General features: G+C 71.2%; 9 protein-coding genes and 1 tRNA gene. 4 read left to right on the forward strand and 6 right to left on the reverse strand.

Annotated features, from left to right (window positions below; genetic code table 11):
* Positions 1 to 40 precede the first annotated feature (40 nt).
* Both WMF27_RS16095 and WMF27_RS16100 read right to left on the reverse strand, forming a co-directional pair.
* Positions 41 to 1,639 carry a L,D-transpeptidase gene (locus WMF27_RS16095; protein ID WP_437768000.1) on the reverse strand — a complete coding sequence of 533 codons (1,599 nt, stop codon included), beginning with the start codon at positions 1,637 to 1,639 and terminating at the stop codon, positions 41 to 43.
* 473 nt (positions 1,640 to 2,112) lie between these two features.
* A complete protein-coding gene (locus WMF27_RS16100) occupies positions 2,113 to 2,868 on the reverse strand; it encodes a S1 RNA-binding domain-containing protein (RefSeq protein ID WP_437767999.1) in 756 nt (251 codons plus the stop codon).
* Between the two features lie 256 nt (positions 2,869 to 3,124).
* On the opposite strand from WMF27_RS16100, the gene WMF27_RS16105 reads away from it, so the two are divergent.
* The 3 genes from WMF27_RS16105 (at position 3,125) to WMF27_RS16115 (ending at position 10,762) form a co-directional block, all read left to right on the forward strand.
* A tRNA-Lys gene (locus WMF27_RS16105) sits at positions 3,125 to 3,197 on the forward strand.
* An 834-nt stretch (positions 3,198 to 4,031) separates the two neighbouring features.
* The gene (locus tag WMF27_RS16110; protein ID WP_437767998.1) at positions 4,032 to 7,994 is read left to right on the forward strand and encodes an RHS repeat-associated core domain-containing protein; all 3,963 of its coding nucleotides are present in this window, start codon (positions 4,032 to 4,034) and stop codon (positions 7,992 to 7,994) included.
* Positions 7,991 to 10,762, forward strand: a complete 2,772-nt coding sequence (locus tag WMF27_RS16115) for a hypothetical protein (RefSeq protein ID WP_437767997.1) — start codon at positions 7,991 to 7,993, stop codon at positions 10,760 to 10,762. Before WMF27_RS16110 ends, WMF27_RS16115 begins: the two co-directional genes overlap by 4 nt.
* An 84-nt stretch (positions 10,763 to 10,846) precedes the next feature.
* Here the strand turns inward: WMF27_RS16115 and WMF27_RS16120 are convergent, their stop codons facing one another.
* The 4 genes from WMF27_RS16120 to WMF27_RS16135 all read right to left on the reverse strand — a co-directional run bounded on the left by WMF27_RS16120 (position 10,847) and on the right by WMF27_RS16135 (position 15,044).
* Entirely contained in the window at positions 10,847 to 11,893 is a 1,047-nt protein-coding gene (locus WMF27_RS16120; RefSeq protein ID WP_437944256.1) for a cytochrome-c peroxidase, read from the reverse strand.
* The gene (locus WMF27_RS16125) at positions 11,890 to 13,413 is read right to left on the reverse strand and encodes an MbnP family protein (protein ID WP_437767995.1); all 1,524 of its coding nucleotides are present in this window, start codon (positions 13,411 to 13,413) and stop codon (positions 11,890 to 11,892) included. The genes WMF27_RS16120 and WMF27_RS16125 overlap by 4 nt, the downstream gene beginning before the upstream one ends.
* 111 nt (positions 13,414 to 13,524) lie before the next feature.
* Positions 13,525 to 13,926 (reverse strand): TetR family transcriptional regulator C-terminal domain-containing protein, encoded by a 402-nt coding sequence (locus WMF27_RS16130; RefSeq protein WP_437944257.1) that lies wholly within the window; start codon positions 13,924 to 13,926, stop codon positions 13,525 to 13,527.
* An 11-nt stretch (positions 13,927 to 13,937) separates the two neighbouring features.
* A complete protein-coding gene (locus WMF27_RS16135) occupies positions 13,938 to 15,044 on the reverse strand; it encodes an MBL fold metallo-hydrolase (protein ID WP_437767993.1) in 1,107 nt (368 codons plus the stop codon).
* A 144-nt stretch (positions 15,045 to 15,188) separates the two neighbouring features.
* Between WMF27_RS16135 and WMF27_RS16140 the strand changes: the two genes are divergently transcribed.
* Complete coding sequence (locus WMF27_RS16140; protein ID WP_437767992.1) at positions 15,189 to 16,688, forward strand: hypothetical protein; 1,500 nt, start codon at positions 15,189 to 15,191, stop codon at positions 16,686 to 16,688.
* Positions 16,689 to 16,696: the final 8 nt, after the last annotated feature.

The raw sequence follows: 16,696 nt of genomic DNA on the forward strand, positions 1-16,696 counted from the left end.
CGTCAGCTGTGCACGGAGCCGTCAGCCGTGCACGGAGCCGTCAGCCGTGCACATAGACGAGCGTGCCGCCGCCCTCGATGTTCATCGCTCCGTGCCACTCGGGCGGGACGGCGGGCTCGGTCCACTCGAAGAGCCAGGCCGCGTCGGCAGGGGCCAGGTTGATGCAGCCGTGGCTGCGCGCCTTGCCGAACTCGTCGTGCCAGTACGCGCCGTGCAGCGCGTAACCCCCGTGGAAGTACTGGGTGTACGGCACGTCACGCAGGTCGAACGCCGCCTCGGACGCCTCGTCATCGCCGTCCATCGTGGTCGAGACGTGCTTCGCGTGGATGTAGAACGAGCCACGGACGGTGGCGTCGGTCTCCTCGGGATCGGCCATGCCGCTGCGACCGCTGGAGATGAGCGCCGCGAACACGGGGCGCGTGCCCTCGTAAGCGACGAGCATCTGGCGGCGGATCGAGATGTCGATCCACTTCTTGCCGCCGCGCGCGAACCCCTGAGGGTCCTTGCGCAGCTCGGCGATGACGAGGTGGTCGGCGGCGAGCCATGAGCCCTCGGTGGTCTCGAGCAGCCCCTTGGCGCCGCCACGCGTGCGGCCGGTGAGCACCCAGCCCGAGCGGTGCGGCGCGAGGCCCGCGTTGACGAGCGCGCGGCCCGACGCGGAGAGGCGCTGCCGCGTGGTGCCGTGGACGCGGACGAAGGCAGGGGCGCCCTTCAAGGCGGGATCGGGGCGGGGATCGGTGCCGGGCGGCGGGGGAGGCAGCTCGTCGGCGGGCAGCTCGGCGATGGAGAAGCTCGCTGTGTCGGCCGGTGGAGCGGCGGCGGGCGTCGGGGCGGCCGAGGACGTGGGGGATGCCGATGACGCCGCGGCGGCCGGGGATGCCGTGTCGGAGGCGCTCGCGGGGCCCTCGGCGCCCTCGGCGTCGAGATCCTTGATGATCACGCCGCGCATCGCGCTGAGGCGCGCGGGGCGGGTGCGATCGAGCGGGATGAGGTCGAGCTCGGTCGTGAGGCCGAAGCGGCGGTTGGTCCACTCGAAGGTCGTGATCAGGCCGAAGGCGGAGCTCTCCTTGGTGCGGCCCGTATGCACCGAGTAGTGGAGCTTCTCCTCGGCGCCGTACGGCTTGGGGAGATCCCGGCCGGCGAGGAGGAACTCCGGCACGGGATCGAGCGGCAACGATGAGGGCGCGACAGCGGCGCGGGCGAGGTGGACGCCGAGCTTGGACCCCTCGACGCGGCGCTGATCCTCGACGGTCGGGAGCCGGAAGTAGAGGTGCGGCGGGGGCGAGCGCGACATGACGTAGTGATAAGGCACCGGCGCGCCACGGCGCGGGCCGCGCACGGCGGCGGCGACCACCTGGTGCTCGAGCGCGAGCGACGCGCCCTTGCCCACGCAGACGTAACCGCGCGGCGCGATCCGGTACCAGCCGCCGGCGCATCCGTCGGTGCCCGCAGGGAGCTCGGCCCGATCGACGACCGCGCCGGCGCGCAGGTAACCGAGCTTCGTCGAGCGCTCGTCGGGAGCGACGTAGATCCAGGTGCGCATCGCGATGCTGGCGATCTTCGCGCCCCGGCCCGGGAGCGTGGCCTCCTTCGAGGAGGGCGATGCGGCGGCCGATGACGCGAGCGACGCAGGAGACACGGCGTCCGGCGCGGCGGACCCAGGAGAGGGGGCCAGCGGTTCGGGCGAGGGGAGACCCGGGCCCGCGAGGGCGGCACCGGTGGCGAGCGGGACGGTCGCGTGAGCGGCGCCGGAGCGGCGATCGTCGGTGGCCCTGCCGGGCGGGTCCTGCGACGGAGAGCAGGCCGCGGCCGAAAAGGCGAGCGGGGAGGCGACGGCGAAGGCGGAGGCGACGGCGAGAGCGCGGAGCAGGGCGCCGGAGGGCGAGCGGGAGGGCGCCGTGGTGCGAGAGCCGACGCGGGGGCGAGCGCGCGTGCGCGGAGAGCGCTGCGGTGCGGGCTGCGACGCGGGGGCGGAGGCTCGAGCGAGGGAAGGCATCGACGCGAAGGCGGAGGCAGGGACACCCAGGCCCGAGGTGCGAAGGCGCGGGGCCAGCGAGCCAGCGGGCGACGAGAAGCCGAAGCCGGAGAGGGAGACGGGAGGGGGAAGAAGCGCTAGCGCTTGACCTTCTTCGCGAGCAGGTCACCCAGCGTGCCGAAGTTGCGAGGCGAAGGCTTCGCGCCCTTGTCGTTGCCGCCGCCGGAGCGCTCGCCTTTGGCGTACGACTCGAACTGGCCGCGCTCCTCGTCGACGCGGAGCGCGGAGATCGAGAGGCGGATCTTGCCGGACTCGTCCACGTTGAGGATCTTCGCCTCGACGTCCTGCCCCACCGTGAAGTGCTTCTTCAGGTCGGCGGAGCGAGGCGTCGCCGTCTCGGCCGTCGGGACGAGGCCGCGGCCCGAGCGACCCGAGGTGCCCGCGATCTGGACGAAGACGCCGTAACGCTCGATGCCCGTCACCTTGCCCTTGACCCGCGCTCCCTCGACGAGCAGCGGCGCGCCGCCCGCGGCAGGCGCGGAGACCGCGAGCGACGTCGCGCCGTCGCCGCCGTCGTTCGCGCGCACGACGACCGGCGTGAGGCGCACCTGACCGGTGCCAGCGTCGATGCCGGATACCACGGCCGAGATCCGCGAGCCGACCGCGACCCGGAGGTTGCCGTCACCATCGGCGAGCGCCGGGCGCTCGAACATGCCCTCCTGCTTGCCGCCAAGATCCGCGAAGACCGCCTCGCGAGCGATCGCGACCACGGTCACCTCGACGGTCTCCCCCGTGTGGTACTGGCGGCGGCGCTGCTTGCCAGCTCCTTCGGACTGCTCGAAGAGCGAAGCGAACGATTCCTTGGAGGCGGCGGAAGGGCGTGACGACGACATGGCGCGACCTCATAGCGCGAGGCGAGGGCGCGAGGAAGGCGGCGGTGAGCGGGAAGCGAGGGGAGAGGCGGGAGGAGGGGGAGGGGGGCCGAAGCAGGGGCAGGGGCCGAAGGGGGAGGAGGGGGAGACGGGGGAGACGGGGGAGGAGGGGGACGGGACCGGGGAGAGGACGGGGAGGGCGGAGAGCAAGGAGGCGGCGGGAACGGAAAGGTGGAACCTGGCGGGGGCTTCTGCTAGCTTCGCCGGCCGCTGAATCGGGTCGATAGCTCAGTCGGTAGAGCTGCGGACTTTTAATCCGTAGGTCCAGGGTTCGAGTCCCTGTCGACCCACTGAATGATTCCGAGAGGTTAGACGCGAAACCTCAGGAGGAATCGAGGGCGAGGTGGGCAGCGGCGCTGCCCACCCGGGCGTCTGGCGGACGGCGCCCTTGATGGCCGTCTCGCTCAGGTGCGCGTAGCGGTGCGTCGAGGCGCTCGACGTGTGGCCGAGGTGCTCGCGGGCCTCCTCCGAGCGTCTGCGACGGCCCCAGCCGGCGACCAGCGAGCGGATACGTGGGGCCCGCTCCTCGCGCGCGAGCGGCCGGCATGAGCCGACGCTCGCGGCGAGCCGCACGCGCGAGCGGCCGGCATGAGCCGACGCTCGCGGCGAGCCGCACGCTCGAGCGCGACGATCCGCATTGCGCGCTGCGTCGGGACGTCCTCCACGAAGTCGCCGTCGGTGCGTTCGCCTTCTCGCTCTCGGGGTCGCGCTCGCTGACGAGGTGGTGCGCGAACAAGGATGCGAGCTCGCGGCCCCTGGTGGGCTGCTGCTCGGCCGCGTCGTCCCCGTGCGGCTGTGCGGTGGGGCTGCTCTCGTCATCAACGCACCAAGCGTACGTGATGTCTCGTCGACCTGGCCGAGCTCTGAAGTCGGACGCAAACAGGTCGTGGGACCCGTCTCGACAGCTGATGGTGGCGTCCTCGATCCCATTGCGGCGAGACGCTATCGAGTCGACAGGAAATGGCCGCCGTCCCCTATCTTCTTCTTGAACTTCATCGGTATCCCCCTCCTCGTCGATGCGCATTGCCCCGGGCCGCGAGCGTGTTGGTGCATCCGGGCCCCAGGCGGTGTACCTTCGCCGGGATCGCACGGCGGCAAGGCCGCACGAGACCCGGGAGACGACCATGGCCCGCACTGCGCCTGTACCGAACATCCCCGCCATCCCTGGAATGAACCCGGGCGTCTTCATCATGGGAGGGGGCGGGGCCGGTGGCGGGGGTGGTGGCGCTGGAGGAAACGGCTCTGGCGGTAAGCAGGGCGGCAATGGATCCAACGGCGGCAAGGACGCCGGCGGCGGCGGGAAGTCCGGGTGTGGCAGCGCAGGCGGCGACGGCGCCGGCTGCCCGAACCACCATGGCGGCAAGAAATCGGGAATGGCAGCGAAGGGCGACCCGGTCGACGTGGTGACGGGCCGGGTGTTCACGATTCCCGCGGTCGACCTCGAGCTTCCGGGACCGCTGCCGCTCTCGATCGTGCGGTCCTACACCACCGCGGCGTTCGAGCGCGACGTCGGGCTGGGGTTCGGGTGGAGCCACTCGCTGGCGTGGGAGATCGAGGTGCGGCAGCGCATCCTCCGCGTCTGGACCGACGATGGGCCGGTCGACCTCGACACGATGCCCGTGGGCGCCGGCGTGGCCGGCCCCCACGGATGGGTCCTCGCCCGGGAGGAGCGCGGCTTCGTCCTCGATACAGGCGATGGCCGCTGGTACGTGTTCGCCGAAGCGGCCGGGAAGCGGTTCCTGCTCACCGCGATCAAGGACCGATACAACAACGAGATCAGGCTCTCGTACCGCGAGGGCGTGCTCACCGAGATCACCGACAGCGTCGGCCGGATCGTCCGGGTCCGGCGGGCGCCCGACGGGCGCATCGGCGCGTTCGAGATCAAGAACGCGCGGGAGCGCGGTGTCTGGGTGCCTCTCGCGCAGTACAGCTACGACGCCGCCGGAGATCTCACGTCCGCGACCGACGCCGACGGATACACGACGCGCTATACGTACCAGGAACACCTCCTCACCTCCCATACGAGCCCTACAGGGCTCACGTTCTCATTCCGCTACGACGATCGGCGCCGCTGCGTCGAGACGTGGGGCGCTTACGCCGATGGGCGTGACCGCAGCCTGGCGGAGGACGTGCCGACGCACCTGGCCGACGGGAAGACCGTCGCCAGAGGCATCTACCACTGCAAGCTGGAGTTCGGAGAGGGCGGATACGTCGAAGTCGCGGACTCCATCACAGTTCATCGCTACTTCGGGAACCGCTTCGGCAAGCTCGACAAGGCCGTGAGCGCCGGGGCCGTGTTCAGCCGGACGTACGACGAGCACGGGCACCTCCGGACGTTCGTCGATCCGGTCGGCGCCATGACCGTCTGGCAGCGGGATCGCCTCGGCCGCGAGCTCTCCATCACCGATCCGCTCGGTCGAATGACGAAGATCGAGCGCGATCCGGACGGGCACATCCGCCGAGCGATCGATCCGGCGGGCGGCGTCACCGAGATCGGGCGGACGCCCGACGGGCTCATCTGGACCGACCCCCTCGGGGCGGTGTTCCAGGTGCGCCAGGACGCGCACGGGCGGCTCATCGAGACGGTGGCGCCGAACGGCGGCCGCACGACGTACCGCTATGACGATCTCGGGAACATGGTCGAGAAGACCGACGCGCTCGGGGGCAAGACGCAGCTCGCCTACGATTACTGGGGCCGGTGCCGCTCGATCCGGGACACGAGCGGCGCGGTGCTGTCGTACACCTATGACAATCGCGGCAACCTCACCGGCGTCCACCGGCCCGACGGCGGGACGACCCGCTACGAATACGACGGTATGGGGGACTGCACCGCGGTCCTCCAGCCAAACCAGCAGGTGACCCGGTTCGTGCGAGGCGGCTTCCACAAGCTCTGCGAGGTGCACAAGCCGAACGGAGAGAGCACACGGTTCCGGTACAACCGTGAGGGGCGCCTCGTCGAGATCCAGAACGCGCTCGGGGAGCGCCACAGGATCGAGCTCGACGCCGCGGGGATGGTGACCAGCGAGCGTGGGTTCGACGGGCGCGTGTCTCGAACCAAGTACGATTACAATGGCCGGGTCATCTCCTTCCAGAACGCCGCGGGCGAGAGGACGGAGTACACGTACGACCTCGCCGGGCAGCTCGTCGCGCGCACCTTCGACGACGGCAGCGTCGAGAGGTTCACGTACGACGACCGCGGCGACGTGATCGCCGCCGAGAGCCCCGCCGGTTCGTTCACGTATGAGCGCAACGCCGTCGGCTGGGTCGTGTCCGAGACCCAGATCGTGGGAGGCGAGGCCGCGACCGTCCGGCGCACCTTCGATCTCATGGGGGATGTCGTCGAACGCACCACGTCGTTCGGTCACTCCGCCAGGTGGATTCGCAACGTCGGCGGGCTCGCGGAGAGGGTGATCCTCGACGGAAGAGACGAGGTCCGGATCGCGTACGACGCCGCGGGGCGTGAGATCTGCCGCGCGCTCCCGCGAGGCGGCCGGATCGAGAGCGCGTGGGACCTGATGGATCGCCTCGTCGAACGGCGCGTCTGCTCGCCGTCGAGCCGCGTGCACGTCGGGCCGAACGAACCGGAATGGGTGGGCCCGGCCCCGGCGTCGGTGACGGTGCACCAGGCGTACCGATACTCGCCTGCGTCGGAGCTCGTCGAGGCGTGGGACCAGGCGTACGGCACGCGCCGCTTCGAGTACGACCCTGCGAGCCAGATCCTGGCGAACGTCCCGGAGCACGAGCGCGCCGAGCTCTTTCGCTACGACGCCTGCGGGAACGTGTTCGACGTCGCGGCTGGCAAGAAGGATCGCTCGTACGGTCCTGGAAATCGTCTGCTCAGGAAGGGAGACACCGAGCTCCTCTGGGACGACGACGCGCGCCTCAAGGAGACGCGGGCCAGGACCCCCGCCGGAGCGATCGAGGTCACCCACTATGCGTGGGACGCGCGTGGGCTCTTGCAGTCGGTCGAGCGCGCCGACGGCACCGTCGTGGAGTTCTCGTACGACCCTGACGCCCGGCGCGTCGCCAAGCGGGTCTCCCGGCGGCTCTCGACCGGCGAGCTGCGGCCGGAGAGCGCGACGAGGTTCGTCTGGGATGGCGCCGAGCTCGTGCACGAGATCCGGCAGGTCACGGGCGACGCGGCTGCCCACGCCGTGCCGACCGTGGATGCGCGCACCTACGTCTTCGAGGCGGGCGCGCCGTGGGCGCAGCGCGCCGGGGACGGCGAGTGGTATCATTACCTGAACGACGAGATCGGCACGCCGGAGCGGCTCGTCGGCCCCGATGGCGCCGTCGCTTGCGAGCTGCGGCGGAGCGCCTGGGGAAAGGTCGAGCCCGCGCGCAACGCGCTGGCGCCCGTGTCGACGCCGATCCGCTTTCGCGGGCAGTACTGGGACGAGGAGATCGGCCTCTGCTACAACCGCAACCGCTATTACGATCCCGAGACGGGTCGCTACATCAGCGCGGATCCGATCGGGATCCTCGGCGGTCTCAATGGATTCGCCTACGCGGAGAACCAGCCGACGCGGCTCATCGATCCGGACGGGCTCATGGCCAAGGCCGGGACCGAGATAGAGACCGCCGGCGGCAAGACGCACCGCGGGTCGAGCGCGTTCGGGGGGCCGCTCGACCCCGCGCTCCAGACCGCGGTCGACAATGCCCACAAGAAGTTCGACGAGGGCCAGGTGGCGGGGCCGAAGCCGTCGAGCGCCGGGCAGTGCGCCGAGATCGAGGCGCTGAACAACCTGGCGAAAGACATCCGGCAGGACCGCCAGAAGAACGGTAAGACATTGAAAGACCCCGCGGCCGAAGACACCGAGATCAGGAAGGAGATGCAGAAACAGGTGAAGGAGGGCAAGATGACGACCAAGACGGACAAGGACGGTCTGCTCATGGATCCGTGCAAGTTCTGCGCGCAGGTCATGCGTGAGCTCGGCCTTCACCCGGCGAACAACGGCGGTACTGGCAAGAGGAACGGCGTCATCGGCTCGGACGGCAAGGCGTGGAACGGCAATGTCTGGCACAAGGGACGCTCCATGCCGTTCAGGACCGCTCCCTCGAGCACGCCGCCCTTCGCAGGGACATGAGCCCTCCTTCGCGAGCACCGGATGCGCCGGCCGCTGGCCCGGCGGCGGCGGAGCGCGGCGTCGTTGCGTTCTGGCGCGAGGTCGAGCGCTGCCGCAGCGCCCCCCTCGGCGGGGGGGCGCGCGCTGGCGCCGTGGCGGGCCTCGAAGCGTGGCTGGAGAATGGCGGCGCGCGCGTGGCGCTGCTCGGGCCGAGCGGGCGCGGCAAGTCGATGCTGCTGGGCGCGTGGGCGCTGGCGCTGGCCCGCGCGGGCCGGCACGAGGTAGCGTTCGTCCCCGTGAGCCGCCGGTTCGGTACGGCGCTGGAGTCCACGGCGCTGAACCTCCTTTATGCGCGCGTGGCTCCGTTCCTGAGGTCGCCGCGGCGCGCCGGCGAGCGGCCGCACGGGGTCGAGCAGATGCGGCGCGACCTCGCGATCATGCTCGAGGAGGGCCGCCCGCCCGGAAGCAGGCCGCTCGTCGTGATTCTCGACGGGTTCGACGAGGGCGCCTCCTGGACCGTCGATGCAGCGCAGCGATTCCTGCGAGACCTCGGCCCCGGCGTGCGTGCCGTGCTGTCGGCGCGCTCGATCGAGGCACTGGGAGGGCTCCGGGAGGAAACCGAGGTGATCGCGCTGGCGCCGATCGCAGTCGACGAGGTCGCGGAGGCGATCGGGGGGAGGCTCGGCGAGCTGCCGGCCAGCGTGAAGGACGACGTCGCACGGGTGAGCGGCGGGGAGCCGCTGCTCGTGGAGGCGCTCGTCGAGGCCTTCGCGCAGGATCCCGCAGCTGTCGCGTCGGCGCTCGCGAGCGCTCCCGCCGGGGCTTCAGGGGTCCTTGAGCTCTGCGCCGGCGGCGCGATCCGCCCCGTATTGCCATGGCTTGCAGGCGCGCTCGGCCCGATCGACGGTGAGGAGCTTTTCTCGATCTCGACGGTGAGCGTCGGCGCCTGGAACGAGCTGAGCGGACCGCTGGTCGCCGCCGGAGAGTCGGGCCTCGCGCTCCGTCACCCGGCCTGGGCGGAGGCCATCGAAGGGCGGCTCGCGCCGCACGAGCGCGCGGCGGTCGATCGCCGGTTCGCCGACCACGGGAAGCGCGCGTTCACGTCGGGTACGGTCTCCGACTACGTATGCCGGAACTGGCGCGCTCACCTGGAGCGGGTCGGCGCGAGCCTCGCAGAGCGGATCGAGCTGGCCTCGAGGGCGTGGCTCGACGTGTGGAGGACACGCCCGGATGGCTCGTCCGGGTTCATCGCCGACGTGGACGCGACGGCGGCGTGCGCGGCGAGCCTTCTGGTCGATGCCGCGGCCGGAGGCGATGTCGTGGCGGTGCTGGCCGCGCGGGTCCGCTGCCTGCTCGTGACGAGCTCGGTGCGGACGATCCTTGGCTTCGAGGAGACGCGGCGTGTGCTGGCTGCGCAGGCCGCGCAGGACGACGAGGAGGAAGAGGAAGGGGCCGAGGGAGGCGAGGGCTCCGCCGGACCCCACATCGAGATGCCGCGCGTCGGCGAGGACGTCGTCGAGGCCGGGCGGCCGATCGCCGACGCCGCCGAGCGCGCCGGTGCCCTGATCCGGCTGGCGTACGAGCTGCCCGACGCCGAGCGCGCCGTCGTGCTCGGCTGGGCGCTCGAGGCCGCCAGCGAGGAGCACGCCGAGGGGGGCGCGCTCGCCGCCTTGGCGCACGCGCTCGACGGGCAGGCGCGCGTGACGGCCGCGCGCGAGGCAGCGGCGCGGCTCGGTCGCGAGCGGACCAGGGAGAGCCGGCTCGCGCGCGTGTCCCTGGCGGCGCTGCTGCCCGAGGACGAGGCGCACGACCTCGGTCGCGAGGCGTTTGCCGAGGTCCCGGCCGACGAGAGGAGCAACGAGCTGCCGCTGCTCTCGGAGGCCGCCGCGCGATGGTCTCCCGCGGCGGTGCGCGGGCTCTGGGCATGGTCCGAGGCGCTGCCCCCCTCGGATCGGCACCTGGTCCTCGCGCGCCTCGCTTCGGGCCTGCCCGCGGAGGAGCGGGAAGCGGGCGCGTCGGAGGCGCTGGGGCTCGCGCTGTCGCTGCTCTCGAGCGACGCGCTTCCGCCGGACGCGTGCTGGAGCATCTGCGCGCTCGCGCCGCACGCACCTGCCGGCGCCGCGTCCGCGCTGGTCCAGGCGTGCGCGGCTGCGGCGGGCCTCCACCTCCCGGTGGTGACGGCCGTCGCCGCGCGCCTCTGCGATCTGGGGCGCGTGCAGGATGCGCTCGCGCTGGTGGACACGCTGTCCCAGCCGTCGGACCGGCTCGAGGTGCGATCCGCCCTGCTCGCGCACCTGCCCGCCGCGGTCCGCGAGGCCGCCTGGGCCCAGCTGTCGGGCGATCTGCGGGCGAGCGACGGCGCGCGCATGCTCTTCGCGCGGAACGCCGCTGCGTGGACTCGGGTTCTCGGGGCGGATGCGCTCCTCGACCTGTCACGCGAGATCGGCGCCCCGTGGTCAGACCTGGTCGCGATCGCCGGGGCCTCGCCGGACCACGCGCCGGCGATTGCGCGCGATCTGGTCGAGCGCGCTCTGGAGCAGCCGAGCGACGAGGACGAGGCGCTCTTCGCGCTGATCCCGCTGGCCGCGTCGATGACCGAGCCGCACGCGCGCCGCGTCTGCCAGAGACTCCTGAACGAGCTCGGCTGGAAGCCGCGGCCCGATCTCCTCGACGACTGGACGAAGGACGACCTCGGGCACCTGGCGCCCTTGTTCGCCCGCGTCGCTGGACCGCAGGGCGTCGTCGCGGTGGCCCGGGAGATCGTCGATGTCGCGCGGTGGCTTCCATGAGCGTTCGCGGAGCGACCTTGCGCGCCGAGCCGTTCCCGCCAGGTTACCATCCGGGGACATGGCGCCACGCCCCTGCCTTGCCGCTCACGGACGGTACCGCGGATCGTCGAGGAAGGCGGCATCGGTCAGCGACCGCAGGAACGCCACCAGATCGGCCTTCTCGTCCGGAGCGAGCCCCAGCTCATCGATCTGCGGATCGGTCGAGAAATGGCCCAGCCCGCCGCCATCGTAATGGTCGACCACCTCCTCCAGCGTCGCCAGCGATCCGTCGTGCATATAGGGGGCGCTCGCCGCGATGTTCCGCAGGCCGGGCACCTTGAATTTGCCAAGGTCTCCCGTGCGTCCGGTGATCCTCTGCCGCCCGACGTCGCCGCCGTCGCGGTAGGTGCCGTTGTTGAAGAAGCCTTCGTTGGTGAGCATTCCAGATGGGTGGCAATGGAAGCAGCCTGTCCGCTCGGTCAGGAACAGCTCCTCGCCGCGGCGCTCGGCGTCTCCGAAGCGCGTGTCGTCCCCGCGCCGGTGCCGGTCGTACGGGCTGTCGGCGCTGACGATCGAGCGGAGGAAGCTGGCGATGGCCTTGCGCAAGGACTCCTCGCCGGGAGGCCCGCCATAGGCATCCTTGAACGCCTTCACGTAGACGTCATCGCCGGCGACACGAGCCACGGCCTCGGCGAGCGGTAGATCCATCTCGTCGGGGTTCTCGATGGGCTTCCCCACCTGCTCTTCCAGGGTGGCCGCGCGGCCATCCCAGAAGAAGCTCTCGCCCCAGGCCAGGTTCACCAGCGCGGGCGCGTTCCGCTGCCCCAGCCGGCCGTCGACCCCCCGGGAGACGGGGTCCGGATCGGCGAAGGCGTACTCCTGGCGGTGGCAGTTCGCGCACGCTACCTCGCCGGTGCGAGAGAGGCGCTTGTCGAAGAAGAGCCTCTTGCCGAGCTGGGCTCTCGCCTCGGTGAGCGCGCTTTCGGCCGGCGCTCTGGCCGCCGCGGTGCGCGCCGGAAACCCGGCGGGGATGGCGTCCGTGACGAGCGGCGGCAGAGGTCCAGGGGCCGCCGGCCCGTCGTCGCCGCATCCGCCCGCAAGGAGCAGCGCCGAAAGGCCGATGGCCCCGCCACGGTGGAAGCCCGGCGTCACGGACCGAAGGCGAACACCGTCAGGTCGGGGAGGCCGCGCCGCAGGCGCTCACCCGCGAGGAGCTCGTCTCCCACGGGCCCGGGCGGCGGGACGAACCCGGTCAAGTCGACGTCCGCCGTGGCGCCCGCGAAGACCTCATCCAGGACGACCCGGACGACCTTGCCCGTCGAGCCGCTCGCGGGCACGGACAGGGCGCCTCGTACCTCGACCCTGGGGGCGAGATCCATGGCCAGGTTGCCCCCCATGTGGACCGCCGGCGGAACCGTGGCCGTCTCTCCGTCCGCATCGTCGGAACCACCCTCACCCTCGGCCGGCGGAGCCACGCTGCCCTCGTAGCGCAGGAAGAGATAACCGGTGTGCGGCCACGTCATCTGGGAGGCTTCCGACAGAGGCGCGACGTTCGCTTCGGGCCGGGAGACGTTGCAGGCCTGGTGCAAGCCCCAGACGAAGCTGACGCCTTCATAGCTGCCAGCCGGAGCGCGCAGCCGGAGCGTGGCCGAGCCCGGATCCTCGGCGTTGTAGAAGTGGACCCCGTAAGGAGTGGCGGCGCCGTCCGGGCCGACGATATCGACGGGCACGAGATCGCCGTCCGCCCCGATCAGCGCCGCGTGCGAGGCGTAGAAGCGAACGTTGAGCGGCGTGACCGTGCTGCCGTCCGGCGCGACGTTCGGCTCGCCGAACAGGAACGGCGCGCCGCCGAGGACGAGCTCGAACGCGAGCTCGACGAGGGCGCCCTCGGTCCTGATGGACGCCGGCTGCTCTGCGCAACCGGTCGGCCAGGTGGCCTCGGCCTGGCCGCCCGCTCCGCCCGCGCCGCCCGTGCTGCTCGCTCCACCGGACCCGTCGGGCTGGCTGCCGCCCGCCCCGCCGGTCCCGGACGCCATTTGCTGCGGATTCGAGGACGTGCCGCAAGCCGCCGCGGCGCCCAAGAGCAACCCGATCAACCGGAACAAGCCAGGAGATTTCATCGTGGGATCGAGTGTACGCGATGACGCACCACACCGGAACAGATGACGCATCGCCGGGATCTTGCTGGGAGACGCGATCAAGGCGCGATCGACGGCGTGACGAGCGGTGAGGCGAGGGATGATGTGCGGGGCAGCCGTGCACCAGCCGCGAGCCCCGGCCACGAACGCGGCGAGCGCCGCGCCTGCCTCGAACGACACCTCGCGATCGTCGCGATCGTGCACGACGAACAGCGGCGCGTTCATCCGCGGGGCCGCAGAGAGCGCGTCGAGGTCCGCGAGCGGCACGCCGTAGCGCGCCTCGAGGCGGGCGACCATGCGGCGCCGGACGGCCTCGTCGATGCCGAGGAGCTTCGCGAAATGCTGGGTGTAGCGGACCGCGCTGATCGGCGGCGCGATGAACACGAGCCTCGGCGCCGGAGCGCCCGCGGGCCGGACGGACGCCGCGCGGGACAGCGCATACGTCGTCGCGGCGCCCCCGATCGAGTGCGCGACGATGGCGTGGACGGGCCCGACCTCGTCCATCGCGACGGTGACCGCGCGGGCCAGCTCCACGAGTGTGGCCGACGTCGCGGATCAGCACGAACGGTCGTTCTATTATGGGGCGACGAATGGACCTGACTGGCTTCCTGCATGGGGGACCTCCTCGGGGGATTGCGAGACGGATCAGGCAGAGCGGCAGGGTGAACGCCGGGCGTCGGTCACGAGCCTCTCGAAGGCGGCGCGGGCCCGGCGCTCCGACGTCTCGTCGCGCATCAAGCGGCTGAGCGCGTGGGAGCCGGACGCGATGGCATAGGCCTCGAAGGCGAACTGCGAGAGGTCGAGGTCCGAGCGGAAGTGGCCCTCTTCGACGGCGATGCGCCTCGAGCGCGGCGCGATGGTCGCGGTGGATCGCGTGCTGGCACCCGCACGGCCACCCGCAACAACCCGCGGGCTCCGGGCACGACAGCACGCAGTCGGTGGGGCCCTGGCAAGCATAAGGGTCGCTCGACGCGGGCGTGCTCCGCGAGGGGACGGAGGGCGGCGGGGGGCTCGGCGGCGACTGAGGGCGCGCAGCCCCAGGCACATGCCGGCGCACGCTAGGCGCGCTTCGCCAGGTAGGCATCGACCAGCTCGATCAGCCGTGCCCGGCCGAAGCTGGGGTCGTGGCCTGCATGCACGATCTGCACTGGGAGCTCCCGCAACCGCTTCATGGTGCGGACGTAGGCGGGAATGTCTGCGCCCTCGATCTCATCCAGCAGCGGCCCGTCATAGATCGCATCGCCCGAGAACAAGGTTCCGGTCGCCGCCTCCCACAGACCGATGCTGCCCGGCGAGTGACCGGGCAGGTGCAGCACCTCGAAGTGACGGTCGCCGAGATCCACGATGTCGCCTTCGGCGACGACCTCCGTGACCGGCGCGTCATGCAGGGCGTAGCTTGCCATGTCGTACTCCGCGTAGGGCAGGGCGGTGATCACATCGCCCTCGATCGGATAGCCAGCGCCGCGCAGCTTGCGGATTTCCGCGGCGCCCATCACCGAGGCCAGCAAGGTGCCGCGGTCGGTCGGTGAGCGCAGGTTCTCCGCCTCGAGATCGTGCACCAAGGTGTGCTCGAAGTCATGGTGGCTGCCCACATGATCGGTGTGGGTGTGGGTCGCGACCGCCGTCACCGGCTTGTCGATCAGGTGCTTTATGGCCTCCCGCAGGCTGACGATGCCCATCCCCGTGTCGATCATCAGGTCGCGATCGCGACCGCGCACATGCCAGATGTTGCAGCGCATCAGCGGCACCACGTGCGGCTCGATCAGCAGCGTGATGTCATCGCTGACGCGCGTGATCTCGAACCAGCGGTCGGCGATCGGCAAAGGGGCCATGGGTTTCACTTCAACCGCCCGCCTGATTCGCGAGCAGCAGCGCACGTTAACACGCGTGTCTGGGTGGTGGCCGAATTTGAACATGAAGGCGGTAAGGCGGGAAGAAAAGATCGATGATCTTCCCGCTTTACCACCTTGATGTGAATCACTCCGGGGCAAATTAGGCCACCACCGGGGGCGGGAGCGTTCCTCGTCGTCCGCCTCTGCGAGGGGGACGCCGTCCTCGTCGAGGCGCACAGAGGTGCCGCCGAAGAGCGACAGTTGCATGCACGCTTCGAGCGGGGAGAGCTCGGGGACCTCGTTGGCGCGCTCCTCGCTCGGCCGGTCGTCCACGGTTACCAGCTCCTGGTCACCCCGCCGTTCCGGTTACCACCTCCCCTGGTAACGGCGTCGGTGCGACGCTCGCAATCCATTGAAATTCAATGGATTGGCGTGATGGCCCGAGAGATGCTTCAGGGCCGGGCAGGAGATCTTGCCATGGTAACCGCACCGACATCCCACCGCCTGACGCTTTCCGTCCTCCTCGCCACCCTGATCGCCGCGTGCTCCGGAACGACCGACAGCGGCAGCTCGACCGGCGGCGTGGCGCCCGATCCGCCCGATCCGCCCGGTCCAGCGCCTCACGATGGCGTGGCGCCCGATCCGCCCGGTCCGGCGCCTCACGAGGGCGTCCCCTCCGACCAGCAGGCCGCGCCCGCTGTGCCTCCGGCGCCGGATCTCGCGTACCCCGGCAAGGGCTTCATCGTCCACGAATGGGGCACCGACACCGTGGTCGTCGGCTCCGACGGCTCGCTTCAACCGGGGCTGCACCACGAAGAGGAGGACCTCCCCGCCTTCGTCTATGACCGGCTCGAAGCCGGCTCGCTCGATGGCTCGATGTCGACGAACGTCAACGTGAAGATGGAGACGCCGGTCACTTACTTCTACGCCGAGGAGCCGCTCACCGCGCACGTCCAGATAGCGTTCCGCAAAGGGATCTTCACGCAGTGGTACCCCGCCGTCCGCGACTTCTACCCGCCCATCATCGCGCCCAACACCGTTGCTGGCGTGACGACGTACGCGGACCCGGCGTTCGACCCCGAGTTCCCCTTTGGCTCGCCGATGTGTTCAGAGATGTACGGCCCGAGCGTGAACGGCCTCCTCCAGTGGAGTACGTTCGAGATCCTCGGGCGCGACAGCGACGTCCCTCTGCCCGAGGCGCCGCTCGATCGGTTCACGTGGGCTCACGCGCGCCAGGTCGGCGCCAACCCGCTCCGCGTCGCAGGCGTCCCCGGCGCGACGGAGGCGCCCCAGCACGAGCGCTTCCTGTTCTATCGAGGGCTCGGCAACTTCGACCTGCCCGTCCGCGTGACGGCCGGCACCGGCGGGGCGATCTCCGCCGAGAATACCCTCCGCGAGGCGATCGGCGCCGTCTTCGTCCTCAATGTCGGCGCCTCGACGGGAGCGTTCGTCGCGCATCCCCAGGGCATCGCCACAGGCGGCACGCTCGTCGAGCGCGCCCCCTCGCTCGACGGAGCGCCGCCCCTCGACGAGTTCGTCGCGTCGCTCGGCGCGAGCATGATCGACGCCCTCGACGCGACAGGCCTGTACCACGACGAGGCCGTCGCCATGGTGAACACCTGGAAGCGCCAGTGGTTCCGGACGCCCGGCGTCCGGGTGCTCTACCTCGCTCCTCAGGCGTGGACCGACGCCTCGATCCCGATCCTCGTCGATCCCGCGCCTGCCGACGTCGTGCGCGTCATGATGCTCCGCGTCGAGGTGCTCTCGCCCGAGATCGAGTCGACCGACGTCGGCGCGGCGCGGCGGCTCGCAGACCCATCCCTCGCCGGCGACGCTGCGCGCCACTTCGACGGTCTCGGGCGCTTCGCCGAGCCGCGCCTCCGCCGCGCGCTCGCGCTGCTCGGCGAGCCCGCGTATGGCGAGCCCCTGCTCGCCCGCATCGCAGCCGGAGCGACGGCGAGCGCCGCGCGCGAGTAACCTCTCGG

It is taken from the genome of Sorangium sp. So ce281, assembly GCF_051527395.1.
In the GTDB taxonomy this organism is placed as follows: domain Bacteria; phylum Myxococcota_A; class Polyangia; order Polyangiales; family Polyangiaceae; genus Sorangium; species Sorangium cellulosum_B.